The 20752-nt window shown below is 72.6% G+C and carries 20 protein-coding genes; 10 read left to right on the plus strand and 10 right to left on the minus strand.

The window, feature by feature from the left end:
- Positions 1 to 158 precede the first annotated feature (158 nt).
- The 4 genes from SM452_RS26845 to ppdK form a co-directional block, all read right to left on the minus strand.
- Complete coding sequence (locus SM452_RS26845; protein WP_463840957.1) at positions 159 to 995, minus strand: siderophore-interacting protein; 837 nt, start codon at positions 993 to 995, stop codon at positions 159 to 161.
- A gap of 39 nt (positions 996 to 1034) precedes the next feature.
- Positions 1035 to 2264 carry a deoxyguanosinetriphosphate triphosphohydrolase gene (locus SM452_RS26850; protein ID WP_463840958.1) on the minus strand — a complete coding sequence of 410 codons (1230 nt, stop codon included), beginning with the start codon at positions 2262 to 2264 and terminating at the stop codon, positions 1035 to 1037.
- A gap of 220 nt (positions 2265 to 2484) precedes the next feature.
- Positions 2485 to 2838 carry a VOC family protein gene (locus tag SM452_RS26855; protein WP_262015175.1) on the minus strand — a complete coding sequence of 118 codons (354 nt, stop codon included), beginning with the start codon at positions 2836 to 2838 and terminating at the stop codon, positions 2485 to 2487.
- 116 nt (positions 2839 to 2954) lie between these two features.
- Positions 2955 to 5690 (minus strand): pyruvate, phosphate dikinase, encoded by a 2736-nt coding sequence (gene ppdK, locus SM452_RS26860; protein WP_463840959.1) that lies wholly within the window; start codon positions 5688 to 5690, stop codon positions 2955 to 2957.
- Between the two features lie 310 nt (positions 5691 to 6000).
- Between ppdK and SM452_RS26865 the strand changes: the two genes are divergently transcribed.
- Both SM452_RS26865 and SM452_RS26870 read left to right on the plus strand, forming a co-directional pair.
- Positions 6001 to 7938, plus strand: a complete 1938-nt coding sequence (locus tag SM452_RS26865) for a beta-N-acetylhexosaminidase (RefSeq protein WP_463840960.1) — start codon at positions 6001 to 6003, stop codon at positions 7936 to 7938.
- Positions 7939 to 8485: 547 nt separating this feature from the next.
- Complete coding sequence (locus tag SM452_RS26870) at positions 8486 to 9133, plus strand: C39 family peptidase (protein ID WP_194801693.1); 648 nt, start codon at positions 8486 to 8488, stop codon at positions 9131 to 9133.
- Between the two features lie 72 nt (positions 9134 to 9205).
- Here SM452_RS26870 and dusB read toward each other — a convergent pair whose 3' ends face one another.
- Positions 9206 to 10369: a tRNA dihydrouridine synthase DusB gene (gene dusB / locus SM452_RS26875; RefSeq protein ID WP_262015172.1), complete on the minus strand. Its 1164-nt coding sequence runs from the start codon at positions 10367 to 10369 to the stop codon at positions 9206 to 9208.
- Between the two features lie 178 nt (positions 10370 to 10547).
- On the opposite strand from dusB, the gene SM452_RS26880 reads away from it, so the two are divergent.
- Positions 10548 to 11519 (plus strand): type IV toxin-antitoxin system AbiEi family antitoxin domain-containing protein, encoded by a 972-nt coding sequence (locus tag SM452_RS26880; protein ID WP_463840961.1) that lies wholly within the window; start codon positions 10548 to 10550, stop codon positions 11517 to 11519.
- Positions 11520 to 11572: 53 nt separating this feature from the next.
- Here SM452_RS26880 and SM452_RS26885 read toward each other — a convergent pair whose 3' ends face one another.
- The 3 genes from SM452_RS26885 to SM452_RS26895 form a co-directional block, all read right to left on the minus strand.
- Positions 11573 to 12952 carry a glycine--tRNA ligase gene (locus SM452_RS26885; RefSeq protein ID WP_013475540.1) on the minus strand — a complete coding sequence of 460 codons (1380 nt, stop codon included), beginning with the start codon at positions 12950 to 12952 and terminating at the stop codon, positions 11573 to 11575.
- A 113-nt stretch (positions 12953 to 13065) separates the two neighbouring features.
- Positions 13066 to 13539 (minus strand): Rv0361 family membrane protein, encoded by a 474-nt coding sequence (locus SM452_RS26890; RefSeq protein ID WP_262015212.1) that lies wholly within the window; start codon positions 13537 to 13539, stop codon positions 13066 to 13068.
- 94 nt (positions 13540 to 13633) lie between these two features.
- Entirely contained in the window at positions 13634 to 13975 is a 342-nt protein-coding gene (locus tag SM452_RS26895; protein WP_262015170.1) for an antibiotic biosynthesis monooxygenase family protein, read from the minus strand.
- Between the two features lie 27 nt (positions 13976 to 14002).
- Between SM452_RS26895 and SM452_RS26900 the strand changes: the two genes are divergently transcribed.
- The 7 genes from SM452_RS26900 to SM452_RS26930 all read left to right on the plus strand — a co-directional run bounded on the left by SM452_RS26900 (position 14003) and on the right by SM452_RS26930 (position 18121).
- Positions 14003 to 14266 (plus strand): DUF6703 family protein, encoded by a 264-nt coding sequence (locus tag SM452_RS26900; protein WP_120568528.1) that lies wholly within the window; start codon positions 14003 to 14005, stop codon positions 14264 to 14266.
- Between the two features lie 88 nt (positions 14267 to 14354).
- The gene (locus SM452_RS26905; protein ID WP_463840962.1) at positions 14355 to 15302 is read left to right on the plus strand and encodes a metal ABC transporter substrate-binding protein; all 948 of its coding nucleotides are present in this window, start codon (positions 14355 to 14357) and stop codon (positions 15300 to 15302) included.
- Complete coding sequence (locus SM452_RS26910; protein ID WP_357388512.1) at positions 15299 to 16063, plus strand: metal ABC transporter ATP-binding protein; 765 nt, start codon at positions 15299 to 15301, stop codon at positions 16061 to 16063. The genes SM452_RS26905 and SM452_RS26910 overlap by 4 nt, the downstream gene beginning before the upstream one ends.
- A gap of 1 nt (position 16064) precedes the next feature.
- A complete protein-coding gene (locus SM452_RS26915) occupies positions 16065 to 16940 on the plus strand; it encodes a metal ABC transporter permease (protein WP_357388510.1) in 876 nt (291 codons plus the stop codon).
- A 43-nt stretch (positions 16941 to 16983) separates the two neighbouring features.
- Positions 16984 to 17286 carry an ArsR/SmtB family transcription factor gene (locus SM452_RS26920; RefSeq protein ID WP_357388508.1) on the plus strand — a complete coding sequence of 101 codons (303 nt, stop codon included), beginning with the start codon at positions 16984 to 16986 and terminating at the stop codon, positions 17284 to 17286.
- 52 nt (positions 17287 to 17338) lie between these two features.
- A complete protein-coding gene (locus tag SM452_RS26925) occupies positions 17339 to 17944 on the plus strand; it encodes a hypothetical protein (protein WP_463840963.1) in 606 nt (201 codons plus the stop codon).
- A 9-nt stretch (positions 17945 to 17953) separates the two neighbouring features.
- A complete protein-coding gene (locus tag SM452_RS26930; protein ID WP_262015164.1) occupies positions 17954 to 18121 on the plus strand; it encodes a hypothetical protein in 168 nt (55 codons plus the stop codon).
- 45 nt (positions 18122 to 18166) lie between these two features.
- On the opposite strand, the gene SM452_RS26935 is transcribed toward SM452_RS26930, so the two are convergent.
- Together SM452_RS26935 and SM452_RS26940 are read right to left on the minus strand one after the other, a co-directional pair.
- Positions 18167 to 20140 (minus strand): acyl-CoA dehydrogenase family protein, encoded by a 1974-nt coding sequence (locus tag SM452_RS26935; RefSeq protein ID WP_463840964.1) that lies wholly within the window; start codon positions 20138 to 20140, stop codon positions 18167 to 18169.
- Positions 20141 to 20247: 107 nt separating this feature from the next.
- Positions 20248 to 20748, minus strand: coding sequence for a DUF6328 family protein (locus SM452_RS26940; RefSeq protein WP_194802334.1), 501 nt, complete (start codon positions 20746 to 20748; stop codon positions 20248 to 20250).
- Between the last annotated feature and the right edge of the window lie 4 nt (positions 20749 to 20752).

Here is a 20752-nt window from a genome sequence, read left to right on the forward strand (position 1 = left end):
AAGAAATCACCCGCTGCCTCAAGCGCTACATCGCCCGACAGATCTACCGCACCATCACCAACCACCACCGCACCACTTGACAACCCCACTCACAGATCGGCGTCGGGAGCGGGGCGGCGAGGGCGGGGCGGGGCGGGGGCGGGCGGGGGCGGGGCGGGTCAGGACATGACGGCGGCGGCCTCCTCGGCCTCCACCGCGGCGTTCCAGGCCGGCTTGGTGGACCGCCAGCCCTCGTCGTCCATCCCGCGCCGCCAGTAGCCGGAGATGGACAGGTCACCCCGCGGCACGCCGCGCTCCACGCGCAGCAGCCGCCGCAGCTCCTTCACCGCGCCGGCCTCACCGTGCACGAACGCGTGCACCCGGCCGGGCGGGAACTCCAGCGCCCGGACCGCCTCGACCAGCGGCGCGCCGTACGGGCGCCCGTCGCGGTGCAGCCAGCGCACCTCGACCCCGTCCGCACCGGCCAGTGGCAGTTCGTCGGCCGGGCCGCCGACCTCGACGTACACCTTCGCGGGAGCGCCCGCGGGCAGCCGCTCCAGGGCGGCGGCGATGGCCGGCAGCGCGCTCTCGTCGCCCGCCAGCAGATGCCAGTCGGCGGCCGGGTCCGGCGCGTACGCGCCGCCCGGCCCGGTGAACAACACCCGGTCGCCGGGACGCAGCGCCGCCGCCCACGGCCCGGCCAGACCCTCGTCGCCGTGGTGCACCACGTCCACTGTCATCTCACCCGCCGCGGCGTCCCAGGCCCGGACGGTGTACGCGCGCAGGCGCGGCCACTGCTCCGCCGGGAACTCCCGCTTGATCGTCGCCAGGTCGACCGGGTGCGGATAGGTCACCCCGGCCGGCGGGAAGGCGAACTTCACGTAGTGGTCGGTGTACGCGCCCACGGGCAGCCCGGCCAGCTCCGGACCCCCCAGCAGGAGGCGGATCAGGTGCGGGGTGGGCCGCGTGGTCCGGACGACCGTGGCGGCGGTGAGCTTCTTCGGGCGATCCGTCATACTGCTTAGGCTAGCCTAAGCTCCGGCGGGGTGATCCGGTCAGCTCGGCGACACCAGACGGGCATGCCAGGCCAGCGCGGCCGGATCGGTGAGCGAGGCGACCTGGTCGACCACCACGCGCAGCCGCGCGGCGTCGTCCGCCGCGTCCCGCCACAGCGGCGCGAACACCGGGTCGAGCGCGTCCGGCGCCCGGTCCAGCAGCGCCGCGACCAGCCCGGTCAGCACGTCCCGCTGCCGCCCGTAGCGGTCCTCGGCGCCGGGACGGCGCATCACGTACCGCAGGGCGATGCCCTTGAGCAGCGCACACTGCGCCCGGATCCGGCGCGGCACCACAAGGTCGGCGTCGTAGCGGCGGTGCGGACCGGGACCGTGGCGCTGCTGCGTGGCCTCCACCACGCCGGCGACGAACCGGCCGGTGAGCACGCTCGTGGTGGCCTTCAACGCGGCGAGCGCACGGTGGCTGCCGTCGTACGCGGCCAGCGGCGCGAGCACCGGATCGGCCAGCAGGCCGGCGAGCACCTCACCCAGGTCCTCCGGCGCCTCACCCGAGTAGGTGGCGGCCACGTCGGCGCAGAGCGCCCGCCGCTCGTCCGCGTCGGCCAGCAGCGGGCGCAGGTCGACGTACCCGCCGTGGATGCCGTCCTCGACGTCGTGCACCGAGTACGCCACGTCGTCGGCCCAGTCCATCACCTGGGCCTCCAGGCAACGCCGCGCGCCGGGCGGGGCGCCCTCGCGCAGCCAGTCGAAGACCGGGCGGTCGTCGGCGTACACGCCGAACTTGCGCTCGCCGGGGCGGCGCGGCCACGGGTACTTGCTCACCGCGTCCAGCGCGGCCCGGGTCAGGTTCAGCCCTGCCGAACGTCCGTCCGGGGTGAGCACCTTGGCCTCCAGCCGGGTGAGCACCCGCAGCGTCTGCGCGTTGCCCTCGAAGCCGCCGCAGGCGGCCGCCAGCTCGTCCAGCGCGTACTCGCCGTTGTGCCCGAACGGCGGGTGGCCCAGGTCGTGGGCCAGCCCGGCGGTGTCCACCACGTCCGGGTCGCAGCCCAGCCGGGCGCCCATCTCGCGGGCGATCTGCGCGACCTCCAGCGAGTGGGTCAGCCGGGTACGCAGGAAGTCGTTCGTGCCGGCGGTGTGCACCTGCGTCTTCGCGGCGAGCCGGCGGAACGCCGCCGAGTGCAGCACGCGGGCGCGGTCCCGCTCGAACGGCGACCGGCCGTACCCGGTGTCCTTGGGCGCCTCGTCGACCAGCCGCGCCGCGTCGCCGCTCACTTCTCCCGGACTGGCAGGTGGTCGCGACTGCGGGGCTCGCAAAACCGGCTCACTCCTCGCGCTCCCGGACCGCTGAGGTCGCGACTGCGGGGCTCGCAAGACCGGCTCACTCCTCGCGCTCCCGGACCGCTGAGGTCGCGACTGCGGGGCTCGCAAGACCGGCTCACTCCTCGCGCTCCCGGACCGCTGAGGTCGCGACTGCGGGGCTCGCAAGACCGGCTCACTCCTCGCGCTCCCGGAGAACGCAGAACTCGTTGCCCTCCGGGTCGGCGAGCACCGTCCACTCCACGTCTCCCTGGCCGATGTCGACGTGCCGGGCGCCCATGTCGACGAGGCGCTCCACCTCGGCCTCCATGTCGGCCGGGCGCAGGTCGATGTGCAGCCGGTTCTTTCCCTCCTTCGGCCCGGCGACCGGTACGAAGACGAGCCCGGGCGTCGTGTCGGGGGTCCGGCGGATCTCCACCTCGTCCGGCTTGTCGGTGATCACCTGATAGCCGAGGGCCTCCGCCCACCAACTGGCGAGCCGGGACGGGTCCCGGGCGTCGATGGTCAGGTTCTCCCAGACGGCGGTCATGCGGCCACCCCTCCTGATCGACACGTGGCGGAAGCTCAGGTTACGCCGAGGAGGCCGGAAAGGCGCGCCGGGCGTACGCGGGGCCGCCGGCGGACACCGGCGGCCCCGCGCTCCGGTCAGCGGGAGTCCGAACCCGTGGTGGTGATCGCCGCCCGTCCCGCCTCCAGGCGCGCCACCGGCACCCGGAACGGCGAGCAGGAGACGTAGTCCAGCCCGACCTCGTGGAAGAAGTGCACCGAGTCCGGGTCACCGCCGTGCTCGCCGCAGACGCCGAGCTTCAGCCCCGGACGGGCCGCCCGGCCCTCCTCGGCGGCGATGCGCACCAGCCGGCCGACACCGTCGGTGTCGATCGACTCGAACGGTGAGATGCCGAAGATGCCCAGCTCCAGGTACCGCCAGAAGAACGCGCCCTCCACGTCGTCGCGGGAGAAGCCCCAGCCCATCTGGGTCAGGTCGTTGGTGCCGAAGGAGAAGAACTCGGCCGCCTCGGCGATCTGTCCGGCGGTCAGCGCCGCCCGGGGCACCTCGATCATCGTGCCGATCAGCACCTCGACGCCGCTGTCCCCGACCACCTCGGCGATGATCCGCTCGGCCTCGGTGCGTACCGTCTCCAGCTCCTGCACGGCCCCGACGAGCGGCACCATGATCTCCGGGCAGGCGATGCCGCCGTCGCGGACGACCGCGACGGCGGCCTCCGCGATCGCGCGGACCTGCATGGCGAACAGGCCGGGGATGACCAGGCCGAGGCGTACGCCGCGCAGGCCCAGCATCGGGTTCTCCTCGTGCATCCGCCGCACGGCGGCGAGCAGCGCCTCCTCCTTGGCGACGTCCTCGCCGCGCTCCTGCGCGACCGCGACGTTCACCGCGAGCTGCTCCAGCGGAGGCAGGAACTCGTGCAGCGGCGGGTCGATCAGCCGCACGGTGACCGGCAGGCCGTCCATCTCCCGGAAGATCTCGATGAAGTCGGCCCGCTGCAGCGGCAGCAGCGCGGCCAGCGCGTCCTCCCGCTCCTTGTCGCCGGAGGCCAGGATGAGCCGCTCGACCAGCTCGCGCCGGTCGCCGAGGAACATGTGCTCGGTGCGGCACAGGCCGATGCCCTCGGCGCCGAAGCGCCGCGCCCGGGCCGCGTCCGCGCCGGTGTCGGCGTTCGTGCGTACCCGCAGCCGCCGCGCCGCGTCGGCGTGCGTCATGATCCGGTGTACGGAGCGGACCAGCGCGTCGTCGGTGTTCTCCGGGTCGAGTTCGCCCTCGAAGTACTGCACCACCTCGGACGGCATGACCGGCACCTCACCGAGGTAGACCTTGCCGGTGGTGCCGTCGATCGAGACCACGTCGCCCTCGTTCACCACGTGGTCGCCCACTGTGAACCTCTTCGCCGGCACGTTCACGTCCAGCTCGTCGGCGCCGGAGACGCAGGTCTTGCCCATGCCGCGGGCCACCACGGCGGCGTGGCTGGTCTTGCCGCCCCGCGAGGTGAGGATGCCCTGGGCGGCGATCATGCCGTTGAGGTCGTCCGGGTTGGTCTCCCGGCGGACCAGGATCACCGACTCCCCCTCGGCGGCCAGCTCGACCGCCCGGGCCGAGGTGAAGACCACCTTGCCGGACGCCGCGCCCGGGGAGGCGCCGATGCCCTTGGCGACCGCCTCGAACTCGTGGTCGAGCTGGAAGCGCGGGAACATCAGCTGGGCGAGCTGCGCGCCGTTGACCCGGTGCAGCGCCTCGTCCAGGTCGATCAGGCCCTCGTCGACGAGCTGCCCGGCGATGACGAACGCGGCGGCGGCGGTGCGCTTGCCGACGCGGGTCTGCAGCATCCAGAGCTTGCCGCGCTCGATGGTGAACTCGATGTCGCAGAGGTCCTTGTAGTGCTCCTCCAGCCGGGCCATGATGCCGAGCAACTGGTCGTAGGAGGTCTTGTCGAGCTGCTCCAGCTCCTGCAACGGCACCGTGTTGCGGATGCCGGCGACCACGTCCTCGCCCTGGGCGTTGGCCAGGTAGTCGCCGTAGATGCCCTGCGCGCCGCTGCCCGGATCGCGGGTGAACGCGACGCCGGTGCCGGAGTCCGGACCGAGGTTGCCGAAGACCATCGTCACCACGTTGACGGCGGTGCCCAGGTCGGCCGGGATGCGCTCCTGCCGGCGGTAGAGGATCGCCCGCTCCGCGTTCCACGAGTCGAAGACCGCGCGGATGGCGAGGTCGAGCTGCTCGCGCGGCTCCTGCGGGAACTCGCGGCCGGTGTGCTTGGCGAAGATCTTCTTGTACGCGTCGACCAGCCCGCGCAGGTCGTCGGCGTCCAGGTCGAGGTCGTTGTGCGTACCCTTGGCGCTCTTGATCTCGTCCAGCGCGTGCTCGAACTCCTCGCCCGGCACCTCGCAGACGGTCTTGCCGAACATCTGGATCAGCCGCCGGTACGAGTCCCAGGCGAACCTGTCTGCGCCGCCGGAGGCGGCCCGGTCAGCACTGCCACCGGCCTGTCGTGCGAGTCCCTCGACGCTGCGGTCGTTGAGGCCGACGTTGAGGACGGTCTCCATCATGCCCGGCATGGAGAACTTGGCGCCGGAGCGTACCGAGACCAGCAGCGGGTCGTCCGGGTCGCCGAGGCGCCGGCCCATCTCGCGCTCCAGGGACTCCAGGTGCGCCTCGATCTGCGCGGCCAGGCCGTCCGGCTCGCGCCCGGTCGTCAGGTACGCCTTGCAGGCCTCCGTGGTGATCGTGAAGCCGGGCGGAACCGGCAGGCCGAGATTCGTCATCTCGGCCAGGTTGGCCCCCTTGCCGCCGAGCAGATCCTTGAGATCCTTGTTGCCCTCGGCGAAGTCGTAGACGTACTTCTGCTCGACCGGATCGTGCGCTGCCACCAGAGCCTCCCACGCGCGCCATTGACACTTAACGAAGGTTCAGTTCGGACATACCCCGGTAGTGACCACCGGCAATCCCGGCTCGTCAGCGTCGGTGGGCCGAAGGCTAGGCGAGTTTCGAGAAACCTGGGAGCGTTCGGTGACTTTCGGCACAACGGTCACCACAATCCGCGTTCGTACGGGTTTTTGGGAACGCTTCCACGAGCACGATCACGCAATTCCGCTTCTCCTCGTACTCTTGACGTCACTGCATCTCGCGGAACCTGACCTTTGCCATATCCCGCGCGAATACACCCTCGGAGCCGTCGCCGTGCCGACAAACCCCGCCGCCCCGCAGATCGGGCCGGAGCCGTCCGACACCCCTCCCACCAGCCCTTCCGGCGACCTGCCGCCGCCGGATGCGGCCTCGCCCGGCGCGCCCGCCCCGGCGGCGTCCCCCGTCGGCCTGCCCGGTGCGGCGGCGCCCTCCTCCCCCGACCTGCCCGGTGCGGCAGCGCCCGCCGACGGCCTACCTGGTGTGGCGGCGCCCGCCGACGGCCTGCCGGGTGTGGCGGCGTCCTCCGCCGAGCTGGCCCGGGTCGCCGCGGGCCGGGCCGCCGGGGCGCTCGCCGGTCCGGCGCCGGTCCGGCTCGACGACGTGGTGCCGGCGCCCGAGCAGGTGCGCCCCGACCCGGCGGGTGACTTCACACTGAGCGCGGACGCGGTGCTGCGGGTCAGCCCCGCCGGGCGGGACGTGGCCGAACAGCTCGCCGGGTGGCTGCGCCCGGCCACCGGCTTCCCGCTCCCGGTCGCCGACACCGCCGAGGGCGGCCCGCTGACGCTCACGCTGGCCGCGGCGGCTTCCACCGGGGCCGGCGGATCGGGCGGCTCCGGCAGCTTCGGCGGATCGGGCGGCTTCGGCGGCTCCAGCGAGTCCGGCGGCTCCGGCGGGCCGGGCGACGTGCGGCTCGGGGATGAGGGCTACCGCCTCGACGTGACCGCCGGCGGCGTGCGGATCACCGCCGCCACCCCGGCCGGGCTGTTCCACGGCGCGCAGACACTGCGGCAGCTGCTACCCGCGCCGATCGAGAACCCGGCCGTTGTCGCCGCGCGCTGGGCGATCCCCGGCGGCACGATCGTCGACCGGCCCCGCTTCCCCTACCGGGGCGCCATGCTCGACGTCGCGCGCCACTTCTTCCCGGTCGAGGACGTACTGCGGGTGATCGACCACCTGGCCCGCTACAAGCTCAACCACCTGCACCTGCACCTCACCGACGACCAGGGCTGGCGGATCGCCGTCGACTCCTGGCCCCGGCTCGCCGACGTCGGCGGCACGACAGCGGTCGGTGGCGGCCCGGGCGGCTGGTACACCCGTGACGACTACCGCCGGATCGTCGCGTACGCCGCCCGCCGCCACGTGACAGTGGTGCCCGAGATCGACCTGCCGGGCCACACAAACGCGGCGCTCGTCGCGTACCCCGAACTGGCGCCCGGCAAGGTCGCGCCGCCGCCGTACACCGGCACCGAGGTCGGCTTCAGCTTCGTCGACCCCGCCGACGAGCGGACGTACGCCTTCGTCGCGGACGTGGTCGGCGAGGTGGCCGCGCTGACGCCCGGGCCGTGGCTGCACCTGGGCGGCGACGAGGCGTTCAAGGTGCCGGCCGACAGCTACCGCGCGTTCGTGGCGCGGGCGCAGCGGCTGGTCGCCGCCACCGGCAAGACCGTCGTCGGCTGGCACCAGCTCGCCCCGGCCGAACACGTCGACGGGCGCGTCCTGCAGTGGTGGGGTACGAACGGGGACGACCCGGAGACCGCCGACGCGGTACGCCGGGGCGCCCGGCTGATCCTCTCCCCCGGCAACCACGCGTACCTGGACATGAAGTACGCCCCGGGCACCCCGATCGGACACGACTGGGCGGGCCTGATCGACGTACGCCGGGCATACGAGTGGGATCCGGCCACTCACGTGCGGGGCGTACCGGCCGAGGCGGTGCTGGGGGTGGAGGCCCCGCTGTGGACCGAGTCGGTCACCACGCTGGCCGAGGTCGAGTTCATGCTCTTCCCGCGTCTGCCCGCCGTCGCCGAGCTGGGCTGGTCACCCCGCGAGACGCATGACTGGTCCCGGTTCCGCAGCCGGCTCGCCGGCCACGGCCCGCGCTGGTCCACCGCCGGCATCACCTTCCACCAGTCCCCCGAAATCCCCTGGCCCACCACCCCAGCCCAGATCCCCACCCAGCCCACTCCCCACCCCTCCCCAACCACTCCCTGACCCGCGCGGGGTCGCCGAACCCGTCGATCATGAAGTTGACGGCGACAAACCGGACACAAGACACCGCCAACTTCATGATCGACGCCCTCACCCCGGTGAGGGGAGCCCCTCGGGCGTGGCCGGGCCGGGTGGCTGCGGTGAGGGCGGGCGGGGTCGGTGTCGGCGGCGGGCCCGGTGGGGGCGGGTGTCCGGATTTCGGGTGGTGGGGGTCACCGGTGGGGTGGAATCGGGGGTGGGTGCGGGGCGTTGTACATGGCAGACCGCGCCGCACCCGCCGACCGCCCGCCCCCTCGGGCCGGGACGGGACGCCGGTCGTTACATCACCGGGCCGCCGAGCAGGCCGACCGCCTGTCGAGCCGGCCCCACCGCCGGGCAGCGCCCCGGGAATGACCCCGGGCCCCCGGTCGTTACATCCCCGAGCCGCCGGAGCAGGCCGTCCCCCTGGCCGCCCGAGCGAGCCATCGGCCCGACGCACATACCGGGCCACCTGATCTTTCTTCGCGGCATCCCCCATCGCCGCGTACCCCCGACAGAGAGGCAACTGATCATGGCTACCACTCTGCTGCGCAAGACCGTTCTGACCGCTGCTGGTGTCGTCGCCACCGCTGGTGGCATCGCCGGCCCCGCCATCGCCGCCCAGGCCACTCCGGCCGAGCGTGCCGCCGCCCAGGTCACCACCGACCGCAAGCACGGTGAGCGGGAGCTGGACGTGCGCTACGAGGCGCAGCCCAACTTCTACTTCTGTGGCCCGGCCGCGGCCCGGAACGCGCTGAGCGTGCAGGGCAAGAACATCGACGTGCACGCGATGGCCGAGGAGATGGGCACCACCGAGGACGGCACCAACTCCATCAACGACATCACGCCGGTGCTGAACAAGGAGACCGGTAAGGACGTCTACAAGTCGACCGAGATCCCGGTGGACAAGGCCGGCGACAAGGTGGAGAAGCTGCGTGCCGACGTGGTGCGCACGGTGGACGACGGCCGGGCCGTGGTGGCGAACATCGCCGGCACCGCGACCGACACCGACGGCAACGCCCACTCGTTCGAGGGTGGCCACTACATCAGCGTGGTCGGCTACCGCGACGGCGGGAAGGTCGTGACGATCGCCGACTCGGCCAACCCGAATCAGGCCTCGTACCGCATGGACGTGGACGCCCTGGCGCACTGGATCGCCAGCCGCGGCTACAGCTCCTGACCGAGTGACAATGCCGAAGGGCCCGACCCCAGAACAGGGGTCGGGCCCTTCGGCGTGTCCGGGGTCAGCGGGTCAGCCGCCGGAGTCGTCCAGCTCGGCGCCGTCGGGCGGAGTGTCGTCGTCGCGGCTGGCCAGCCAGCCGTCGGGCAGGAAGACCTTGCCCGGGGAGTTGGTGCGGCCGCGCGGCTGGCCGAGGTTCTCCACCGGGAACGGTACGGCCGGGTCGAGCTTACCGAGCAGGTCGTCGAGCTGCGCCAGGCTCTCGATCATGGCGAGCGAGCGGCGCAGTTCGCTGCCGATCGGAAAGCCCTTCAGGTACCAGGCGACGTGCTTGCGGAAGTCGGTGCAGCCGTCCCGCTCGCCCCGGGCCGGGTTGCGCGCGCCCGCCACGAACTGCTCCACCAGCAGCTCGGCGTGCCGCCGCATCGTCACCGCCACCTCGCCGAGGCTCGGTAGCCGCCGCTCGGCGCTCCCGTTGAACGCGGCCTCCAGGTCGGCGAACAGCCACGGCCGGCCCAGGCAACCGCGCCCGATCACCACACCGTCGACGCCGGTGTGCGCGACCATCCGCAGCGCGTCGTCGGCCTCCCAGATGTCGCCGTTGCCGAGCACCGGCACGTCGAGCGCCGACTTGAGCGTGGCGATCGCGTCCCAGTCGGCGGTGCCGGAGTAGCGCTGCGCGGCCGTACGCCCGTGCAGGGCGACCGCCGCGACGCCCGCGTCCTGCGCGGCGAGCCCCGCTTCGACGTACGTCAGGTGGTCGTCGTCGATGCCCTTGCGCATCTTCACGGTGACCGGCACCCCGGCGGGTGACGCGGCGTCCACCGCGGCCTTGACCAGCCGGGCGAACAGCCGGCGACGCCACGGCAGGGCCGAGCCGCCGCCCTTGCGGGTCACCTTGGGCACCGGGCAGCCGAAGTTGAGGTCGATGTGGTCGGCCAGGTCGCGCTCGACCACGATCCGTACGGCGGCGGCGGTGATCTCCGGGTCGGTGCCGTAGAGCTGGAGGCTGCGAGGGTGCTCCTCGGCGCCGAAGGCGATCATGCGCAGCGTCTTCGGGTTCCGCTCGACGAGCGCGCGGGTGGTGATCATCTCGCAGACGTAGATGCCACCGCCCTGCTCACGGCAGAGCCGGCGGAAGCCGACGTTGGTGATCCCGGCCATCGGCGCGAGCACCACCGGCGGCCACACCCGGTGTGGGCCGATGGTCAACGCGGGCAGGGTCGGGGCAGTCACCGCACAAGTGTAAGGAAGGGCCCCTTCTTAACGTCTCCGGTAGAGCAGGGGCCCCTTCTTAACAGGGCGCATATCACAGCCAGCCCGCCCGGCGGGCGTTCTCCACAATCGGGGCGGCTGTCCACAGGCCGGGCGAGCGGGCAGGAAGCGCAGCGCTCGAGCCCGCACGCTGCCGGGCATGCGCCAACAGCCACCCGAACTCACCGACCTGGCGGAACGCCAGCAGCAGATCGTCACGCGGATGCAGCTTCTCGGCGTCGGATACGACGACATGTACCTGTACCGGCAGACCCGGCGCGGCCTGTGGCAGCGCGTGCTGCCGGCCACGTACGCGCTCGTCACCGGCACCCTCACCGACGAGCAGCGACGCATCTCGGCGGCGCTCTACGCGGGCGCCGACGCGCAGCTCACCGGCCTCGCGGCCCTGATCTGGTACGGCTTCCGGCACAGCCCGCGCACTGCTGACGTACACCTGATCCTGCCGCACCACGTGCGGCGCCGATCGGCCGGTCACGCGGTGATCGCGCGGGCCCTGGAGCTTGATCCACGGGCGCGGCGGACCGCGCTGTACCCGGTGTGCTCGCCGGCGCGGGCGGTGGTGGACGCCGCCCGCGACCTGCGCCAGCTGCGGCCGGTACGGGCGACGGTGGCCGAGGCCGTGCAACGCGGCTTCACCGACCTGGACAGCCTGGATGCGGAGATCCGCCGGGCCCGACGCAGCCGCACCGCCCTCATCCGGAAGGCGTTCGCGGAGATCACCGACGGGGTCCGCTCAGCGCCCGAGACGGAGCTGCGGGAGTGCCTGGGCGGCAGCGGCGTGCTCGGCGAGATCCTGTGGAACCCGCGGCTGTCGGCGGCCGACGGCACCCGCCTGCCGACGCCGGACGGCTACCTCGCCGACTGCGCGGTGGCGCTGGAGGTCGACTCGCGGGAGTACCACCTCAGCCCGAACGACTGGGCGCGGACGCTGGACCGGCACAACGAGCTGAGCCGGCACGGGGTGCTCATCCTGCACTTCACGCCGGCACAGATCCGCCGGGAGCCGGGCCGCGTGCGGCGCACGGTGGAGGACGCGTACGCGGCCCGGCGCGGGCTGGGCGCCGCGACCGGCGTACGGGCGGAGCCGATCTCCCCCGGCGTCGGGTGTTAAGAAGGGGCCCCTGCTCTACGCGAGGCGTTAAGAAGGGGCCCTTCCTTACACGGTCAGCAGCCGGGCAGGCGCTCGATCAGATAGCGCTCGACCTGGTCCAGGGAGACGCGCTCCTGGGCCATCGTGTCCCGGTTCCGGACCGTGACCGCGTTGTCGTCGAGCGTGTCGAAGTCGACAGTGACGCAGAACGGCGTGCCGATCTCGTCCTGCCGGCGGTAGCGGCGGCCGATCGCCTGCGAGTCGTCGAACTCGACCACCCAGCGCTTGCGCAGGTCGGTGGCGAGCTGCTTGGCCTTCGGCGACAGCGCCTCGTTGCGCGACAGCGGCAGCACGGCGACCTTGACCGGGGCCAGGCGCGGGTCGAACCGCATGACGGTGCGCTTGTCCACGCCGCCCTTGGTGTTCGGCGCCTCGTCCTCGTCGTACGCCTCCAGCAGGAACGCCAGCACCGCGCGGGTGAGGCCGGCGGCCGGCTCGATCACGTACGGCATCCAGCGCTCGCCCTTGCCCTGGTCGAAGTACGACAGGTCGACGCCGGAGTGCTTGCTGTGCGTGGACAGGTCGAAGTCGGTGCGGTTGGCGATGCCCTCCAGCTCGGCGAACTCGCTGCCGCCGAACCGGAACCGGTACTCGATGTCGACGGTGCGCTTCGAGTAGTGGGAGAGCTTCTCCTTGGGGTGCTCGTAGAAGCGCAGGTTCTCCTCGGACAGGCCGAGGTCGAGGTACCAGTTCCAGCGCTCGGAGAGCCAGTACTCGTGCCACTGCTCGTCGGTGCCGGGCTCGACGAAGAACTCCATCTCCATCTGCTCGAACTCGCGGGTCCGGAAGATGAAGTTGCCGGGGGTGATCTCGTTGCGGAACGACTTGCCGGTCTGCGCGATGCCGAACGGCGGCTTCTTGCGGGCGACCGTCTCGACGTTCTTGTAGTTGACGAAGATGCCCTGGGCGGTCTCCGGGCGCAGGTAGTGCATGCCCTCGTCGCTCTCCACCGGGCCCAGGTAGGTCTTCATCAGGCCGTTGAACATCTTCGGCTCGGTGAAGGTGCCCTTGTTGCCGCAGTTGGGGCAGTTCAGCTCCGTCAGCGAGGTCAGCGGCTTGCCGTGCTTGGCCTCGTACGCCTCTTCCAGGTGGTCGGCCCGGAATCGCTTGTGGCAGGACTGGCACTCGGTGAGCGGGTCGACGAACTCGGCGATGTGGCCGCTGGCCTCCCAGACCTTGCGGGCCAGGATGACCGCCGAGTCGAGGCCGACGACGTCGTCGCGCTGCTGCACCATGGTCCGCCACCACTGCCGGCGGACGTTCTCCTTCAGCTCGACGCCGAGCGGACCGTAGTCCCACGCCGACCGGGTGCCCCCGTAGATCTCGCTGGAGGGAAAGACGAAGCCCCGGCGCTTGGCGAGGCTGGTGACGGCGTCGATACGGTCGGCTGGCATGTTTCCTCCTACGCCGGCTGGCGGTCGGCGCGGTTGAGATGGATAGAACCGGGCTGTTCGGGACAACGGTACGACCGTGTCCGTCCCGAGCCCAGCAGAATACCGGGGGCCGGTCAGCTCACCCCGCAGACCTCCACGCCGCCCGTCTGCTGGTCGGGTGCCAGCGTCACGGTCTGCGCCTCCCGGCGGCCGCCGGCGAGCGTGACGTCCACCGGCACGGTGAGCGTGTTGAGGTCGACCTCGCCGACCCGGTAGCCGGAGATCTGCGGCTCGGTCGCCACTCGCCGCTCGAACTCGCGCCGGGGCTCGCGTCGCCGGATGTCGTCGCAGAGCGTGTCGTACGCCTTGGACCACTCCCGGGCCACGAGCGCCTGGTAGTAGTCGTTCGTGACGGCCCGGCCCTGCTCGCCGATCGCCTGGGCGTTGCTCACGGCCAGGCCGACCACTGCGGCACCGCCTCCGCCGCAGCAGATCAGCACTGCGAGCGCACCCGCGCCGAGGCCGAGCCAGAGCCGGGTCCGCCCGCCCTCGGTGGGCGGGGCGGCGAACGGCGGCACGGCGCCGGGTCCCTGCGGCGGCGTGGGCACCCCGGGGTCCGCCGGCGGCGCGGGCGGAACTGACGACGGGGGTGGCGCGGCCGGTCCGGGAGCGGTCATACGCGCCAGGGTAGTGCCCCGGCACTCAGCGGTACGGGCCTGCGGCACGATCGCTGGCGACGACGACGACCTCCCCCTCCGGGGCGGCGCCGGCGAGCGTCTCGTACGCCGACGGCTCGTCCACCGATCGGGCGAGCAGCGGCACGGCGGTGACCTTGACGTCGAATCCGCCGAGCGCCCGCCGGTACGCACCGACCGACTCCCACTCGGTGACCAGGAGCCAGTGGTCCGGGTCGTCGAGCGCCCGCAGCAGTTCACCGCGCAGGTAGCCGGGGCGGGCGGCGAGCGCGGCCAGCGCGGCGTGCGCCGCACGGGTGAACTCGTCCACCGTTTCGGCTTCCACCACGAAGCGGTTGGTGACCAGCACGGGGTTCCTCCTCGTAGAGTTCGTGGCATGCAGCGTACGCAGAGTCCCGTGCTGTCCCGGTTGGCACGGCTCAACCCGACGGCGGTGTTCCTGGCCGCGCTGGCCCTGGTGCTTGTCGGCCTGTTCGCGCCCGGCCCGGCGGGTGGCGTCCTGCTGCTCGTGCTGGCCGGCGGGCTGGTCTGGCTGATGTCGGTCACCTGGCCGGTGCAGGCGCCGGCGACCCGGATGCTCCGGCTGGTGATGTTGACCTTGTTGATCGCGGTGGCGCTGGCGAAGCTCATGGTCGGCTGACCGCACGAAGCAGAGCCGAGCTGACCTGCGCTGACATGCAATCATGCGTTTTTGACAATAGTTTTCGTTGTCGCGGACAGTTGAGCCCATGACCGTTCGTGCACCGCGCCGCATCCTGACCGCCGCAACCACCGCCCTGCTCGCCGCCGCCGGCCTGACCGCCTGCGCCGACAGCTCGGGCGGCGCGAGCGAGCCCGGCCGGGTCGACGTGGTGGCCGCGTTCTACCCGCTCCAGTTCCTCGCCGAGCGGATCGGCGGCGACACGGTCGCGGTCAGCAACCTCACCAAGCCGGGCGCCGAGCCGCACGACCTGGAACTCAACCCGCGGCAGGTCGGCCAGGTGGTCGACGCCGACGTGGTCGTCTACCTCAGCGGCTTCCAGCCGGCGGTGGACGAGGCGGTCGAGCAGAACGGCGGCGACCGCGCGTTCGACGTGGCGGGCGTCACGCCGCTGCGGGACGCCGCCGCCGGTGGGCACGACCACGACCACGAGGGCGAGGCCGGGCACTCCGAGGAGGGCGGCGGCAAGGACCCGCACGTCTGGCTCGACCCGACCCGGCTGGCCACCATCGGCGACAAGCTCGCCGAGCGGCTCGGCAAGGCCGACCCGGACCACGCCGCCGACTACACCGCCCGCGCCGGCGCGCTGCGCGCCGAGCTGACGAAGCTCGACACCGAGTACGCCGACGGCCTGCGCACCTGCCAGCGCCGGGAGATCGTCACCAGCCACACCGCGTTCGGCTACCTGACCGAGCGCTACCAGCTGGAGCAGATCGGCATCAGCGGGCTCACCCCGGAGTCCGAGCCGTCCCCGCAGCGGCTCACCGAGGTCGCGAAGGAGGCCCGGGAGCACCAGGCCGGGACGATCTTCTTCGAGAGCCGGGTCAGCCCGAAGGTCGCCGAGACCATCGCGCGCGAGGTCGGGGCGAAGACCGCGATGCTGGACCCGCTGGAGGGCCCGCCCGCCGAGGGCGACTACCTCTCCGCGATGCGCGCCAACCTGCAGACCCTGCGAACCGCTCTGGACTGCTCATGACCCCACCCGTGATCGAGATCGCGCACGCCACGGTCGGCTACGACGGCCGCCCGGTGCTGCGTGACGTCTCGTTGACAGTGACCTCCGGAGAGGTGGTCGCCGTGCTCGGCGCCAACGGCTCCGGCAAGTCGACGCTCGTGCGCGCCGCGCTCGGCCTGGTGCCGGTCGGTGCCGGGTCGGTCACCCTCTTCGGCACGCCGCAGCGCCGCTTCCGGCAGTGGCACCGCATCGGGTACGTGCCGCAGCGGCTCGGCGCGGGCAGCGGAGTACCAGCGACGGTGCGCGAGGTGGTGGCGTCCGGGCGGCTGGCCCGCCGGGGCGTACTGCGGCCCGCCGGGCGCGCGGACCGGGAGGCGGTGACGGCGGCGCTGGACGCGGTCGGGCTCGCCGACCGGGCCGGTGACCCGGTGTCCACGCTCTCCGGCGGCCAGCAGCAGCGCACCCTGATCGCCCGCGCCCTGGCCGGCGGGCCGGAGCTGCTGGTGCTCGACGAGCCGACCGCCGGGGTGGACGCGGCCAGCCAGGAGGCGTTCGCCGAGGCGCTGCGCGGGTTCCGCGACGGCGGCGGCACGGTGCTGCTCGTCGCCCACGAGCTGGGCCCGTTGCGCCCGCTGATCAGCCGGGCCGTGGTGGTGCACCAGGGCGGGATCGCCCACGACGGCGCGGTGCCGGAGCCGGCCGGCCACCACGCCGACCCGGACCACGAGCACGTGCACCCGCACTGCGACGAGGAGCCCGCCCGGCTCTGGACAGGCATCTGAGATGGATCTCTTCCAGTACGACTTCATGCTCCGCGCCCTGGTCGGCGCGCTGATCATCGGGCTGGCCGCCCCGGCGCTCGGCATCTACCTGGTGCAGCGCCGGCTGGCGTTGATCGGCGACGGGCTCGGGCACGTGGCGCTCACCGGCGTCGGCGCGGGACTGCTGCTCAACCGCTCCCCCGTGCTGGTGGCGGTGATCGCGGCGACGCTCGGCGCGATCGTGATCGAGCTGGTCCGCGCGTACGGGCGCACCTCCGGCGACCTCGCGCTGGCGTTGCTGTTCTACGGCGGCATCGCCGGTGGCGTGATGCTGGTCGGGCTCTCCGACGCCAGCAGCGGGTCGCTCAACGCGTACCTGTTCGGGTCGCTGACCACCACCTCGCCGGGCGACCTGGTCACCATCGGCGTGCTCGGCGCGGTGCTGCTGGTGACCATGCTGGTGCTGCGCCCGGCGCTGTTCGCGGTCTGCCACGACGAGGAGTACGCGCGTGTGTCCGGCCTGCCGGTGCGGACGCTGAACCTGGTCATCGCCGTCGGCACCGCGGTCACCGTGACCATCGCCATGCGGGCGGTCGGGGTGCTGCTGATCAGCGCGCTCATGGTCGTGCCGGTGGCCACCGCGCAGCAGGTGACCCGGGGCTTCCGGTCCACCATGACGGCGGCCATGGCGCTGGGCGTGTTCGCCGCCGGCACCGGCGTCTGGGTGGCGGCGACCGCCAACACGGCGCCCGGCGCCTCGGTGGTGATCGTGGCGATCGGCTCGTTCCTGCTGGTGGCGATCGCCGCGGCCGGTCTGCGGGCGGTGCGGCGGCGGGTGCGGGCCGACCGGTCCACGCCGCCGCCCGAGCCGGCCGAGCACGAGGTGCTGCTGGGATGAGGCCCTGCCCGCCGGCGCAGCTGGGATTGGTTACCGTTACAGGGTGACCGGCACGAACGGGTACGACGCCTTCGAGGGTGCGGGTGACCTGCTGCGCGCGCTCTCCGCCCCGATCCGGCTCGCGATCGTCAGCGAGCTGGCCGAGGGGGAGCGCTGCGTGCACGAGCTGGTCGAGAAGCTCGGCGCCCCGCAGCCGCTGGTCTCCCAGCACCTGCGGGTGCTGCGCGGCGCGGGGGTGGTGCGCGGGTCGCGGCGCGGCCGGGAGATCGCGTACGCGCTCGTCGACGACCACGTGGCCCACATCGTCAGGGACGCGGTCAGTCACGCCGGCGAAGGGTCGCACTGAGCGGGAAATCGGCCAGGTGCCGACGCGCCCGTGTCGTGGGACGCTGTCCGGCGTGAAGATCTACGCCGACCGTTTTCCCACCGCCGTCCGCCAGTTCCTCACCGACCTGCTCGTTGTCGCCTGGGTGTACGCGGCGATCCGCTTCGCGCTGTGGCTGCACGACGTGGTCGAGAAGCTCGCCGTACCCGGGCAGAAGCTGGAGGGGGCCGGTGGTGGGCTCGCCGACAACCTGGCCGAGGCCGGCGGCAAGGTCGGCCGGGTGCCGATCGTCGGCGACGAGCTGACCGCGCCGTTCACCCGCGCCGCCGACGCCGCCCGCGCGGTCGCCGAGGCGGGCCGCGACCAGCAGGAGCTGGTCGGGCAGCTCGCGCTCGGGCTGACCGTCGCGGTGCTGGTGTTCCCGCTCGGCCTGGTGCTGTTCGGCTGGCTGCCGCTGCGCCTGCGCTGGATGCGCCGGGCCGGCGCGGCGAAGGCCCTGGCGGGCGTCCCGGCCGGCCGGGACCTGCTGGCGCTGCGCGCACTGGCGGGTCAGCCGCTGTCGAAGCTGACCCGGATCGCGCCCGACGTCGCCGAGGCGTGGCGGCGCGGCGACGACGCGACAGTCGACGCGCTCGCCGCGCTGGAGCTGCGCGAACTGGGGCTGCGTGGCGGCCGGTAAGGTGTGCCGGTGCTGTACTTCCTGATCGTCGTCGCCGTGCTGCTGCTGGGATACGCGGCCGTGCTGGTGAGTTTCGTCCGCAAGGGCCGCAAGATCCCGCCGTCGGCGTACCTGGTGCTGGCCGGGCTCAACGGCCTGATCCTGGCCGGCATCCTGGCCTGGGCGATCGCGCGCTGACCGCCGCGGCGGCCGTCCGGGCGGACGGCCGCCGGGTTGGTCCGGTCAGCCGGCCGGCGGGATGCGACGGCGGACGTCCTGCTCGGTGGACGGCCCCGGTTCCCATCGGGCCACCCAGGGCAGGTCGGCGGGCGGGGTGACGACGCCCTCCTCCACCGAGGCGTACCGGCCGGCGACGATCCGCTTGGCGGCGGCCACGTCCACCGAGTCGGTGTTCGACCACAGGCCGGTGAACAGCTCGTCGACGCGCAGCCGCGCCTGACGGCAGAACAGGTCGGCCAGCTCGACGTTCTCCGGGTGCGCGTCCCGCTCGGCGTAGGCCCGGACGCATACCGCGCTCATCGCGAACAGCTCCGCGCCGATGTCCACCACCCGGCCGAGGAACGCCTGTTTGCGCTCCATCTTCCCCTGCCACCGGGACATCGCGTAGAACGTCGACCGGGCCAGCTTGCGGGAGGTCCGCTCGACGTGGCGCAGGTGCCCGGCCAGCGGCCCGAACTCCTGGTACGCCCCGGGCGTCTGCCCCTTGCCGACGGCGAGCGTGGGCAGCCACTTCGCGTAGAAGGCGCCGGCCCGCGCGCCCGCCTTCGCCTTGCGGCCCAGCCCGGCGTCGGGGTCGATGATGTCGCCCGCGACGGACAGGTGCGCGTCGACCGCCTCGCGGGCGATCAGCAGGTGCATGATCTCGGTGGAGCCCTCGAAGATCCGGTTGATCCGCAGGTCGCGCAGGAGCTGCTCGACGGCGGCCGGCCGTTCCCCGCGAGCGGCGAGCGAGTCGGCCGTCTCGTAGCCGCGGCCACCGCGGATCTGGATCAGCTCGTCGGCGATCCGCCAGGCCATCTCGCTGGCGTAGAGCTTGACCAGCGCCGCCTCGATCCGGATGTCGTTGCGGTCGTCGTCGGCGAGCATGCAGGACAGGTCGAGCATCGACTCCATGCCGTACGTGGTGGCGGCGATGAAGGAGAGCTTCTTCGCCACCGCCTCGTGCTCGCCCACCGGGCGGCCCCACTGGACCCGGTCCGCCGCCCACTCGCGGGCCACGTTGAGCGCCCACTTGCCGGCGCCGACGCACATGGCCGGCAGCGAGAGCCGGCCGGTGTTCAACGTGGTCAACGCGATCTTGAGGCCCTTGCCCTCACCGCCGATCACGTTCTCCTTCGGCACGAACACGTCGTGGAACCGGGTGAGGCTGTTCTCCAGGCCGCGCAGCCCGACGAAGGAGTTGCGCCGCTCCACGGTGATGCCGTCGCTGTCGCCCTCCACCACGAACGCGGTGATGCCGCCGCGCCGCCCCTCGCCGGCCGGCACCCGGGCCATCACCACCAGCAGCGTGGCGAGCGTGCCGTTGGTGGCCCAGAGCTTCACGCCGTTGAGCCGGTAGCCGGTGCCGTCCGCGGTCGGCTCGGCGGTGGTGGCGAGCCGGGCCGGGTCGGAGCCGACGTCCGGCTCGGTGAGCAGGAACGCGGAGACCTCACCGGCGGCGAGCCGGGGCAGGAACCGGTCCTTCTGCTCGGGCGTGCCGAACATCTTCAGCGGCTGCGGCACGCCGATCGACTGGTGTGCGGAGAGCAGCGCGCTGACCGCCGGGTTCACCGAGCCGACGAGCATCAACGCCCGGCAGTAGTGCAGGTTGCTCAGCCCCAGCCCGCCGTACTTCCGGTCGATCTTCATGCCGAACGTGCCGAGCCCGGCCAGGCCGTGGAACACCTCGTCGGGGATGCGGGCGTCCCGCTCGATCGCCTCGCCGTCCACCTCGGACGTCAGGTACGCGCGCAGCGCGCCGAGGAACTCGTCGGCGCGAGCCACCTCGGCCGGGTCGGGGCGGGGCCACGGGTCGATCAGGTCGAGCCGGAACCGGCCGAGGAACAGTTCCTTACCGAAGCTGGGCCGGTCCCAGGCCGACTCGCGGGCCGCCTCGGCGACCTGGCGGGCCTCCTTCTCGGAGACCTGGCCCGCCTCGGTGGGCAGCGGCCCCGCGCCGTCCGGTGACTCGGGCCGGCTGTTCTGTGTCGTGGTCACGGCTGCCTCCTCGCGGTCCGGCTGCGTCGACGCGTTCGACGAAAACGACGCTACCCCCGGGTGTTACCCAGGGGTAGCGCTGCGTGCACGTCCGATTTGGCGGACCGTCAGTCGGTCAGCGACTGAGGGCTGTCGTCCTCGTCGTCGATGTCGTCCTCACCCCAGTTGCGCCGGCTGAACGGCAGGATCGCCCAGAAGATCAGGAACCACACGCCGGTGAGCGCGCTGAGCAGGAACGCGATCGGCCGGTCCAGCACGAAGTCGGTGACCAGCAGGACCGAGCTGACCATCGCGATCAGCATGAAGAACAGGCCACCGGTGGCCATCCGGTGGGCGAACCGGACCAGCTCCGGCTTACGCCCCTGCCGGAACAGCGCCCGGTGGAACGCGACCGGAGAGATGATCATCGCGGCGGACGCGGCGGCGGTCAGCAGCGCCAGGATGTAGACGTCGCGCTGGAACTCCGTGGTCCGGCCGAACCCGTTGCTGAACGGCAGCGTCAGCAGGAAGGCGAAGAGGATCTGCACACCGGTCTGCGCGACCCGCAGCTCCTGCAACAGGTCGGCGAAGTTGCGCTGCCAGCGCTGCTTCTCGGATTCCTTCGACACTCGC

Source organism: Micromonospora sp. SYSU B005, assembly GCF_055362685.1.